Genomic DNA, 517 nt, shown 5'->3' with positions numbered 1-517 from the left:
AGGAGCAGTAATCGATCTACGACCGTGTGATCGGCGCCGAGAACTGGTCGCGCGCCTGAGCAATTCCGCGTTTCTCCGAAGCGCGAAATTTCTCTAAACTCTTGTTTATCGCATTTTCTTCACGCTAACCGGTACCCACTTCGCTCGAAAATGCTTTAACTTCTTCGAGCAGCGCGCGACCGAATATTTGAAGGCTGGTCTGGTTATGATCAATGATTCTCCTACCTAGCGTGGCGAGGAGGCTCACAGGGCCGTAAGGGAAGGCGGCGTGGCAAGGGGAGCCACGCGGCGTCCAAGGTCGCAGCGCATGTCCGCTTCGCGATATATACTGCCCAGGCGACAAACAAGAGCAGGCGCAGCCGTAAAACAAGCCTTGATATTCTTCCGTAAGGACTGATGATGCGCTCGTCAGGGGGGACATCATGGGCAACGACTATGTAATCAAGCCGGCGGTCACGTCTGGCGCAACATCCGCTGTCGTGAAAACCAATGCCGACGGCACTTCATCGGTGGTACG

The sequence above is a fragment of the Allobosea sp. genome (assembly GCF_051860145.1).
Taxonomy (GTDB): domain Bacteria; phylum Pseudomonadota; class Alphaproteobacteria; order Rhizobiales; family Beijerinckiaceae; genus Allobosea.
This window is presented reverse-complemented; position numbering follows the sequence as displayed.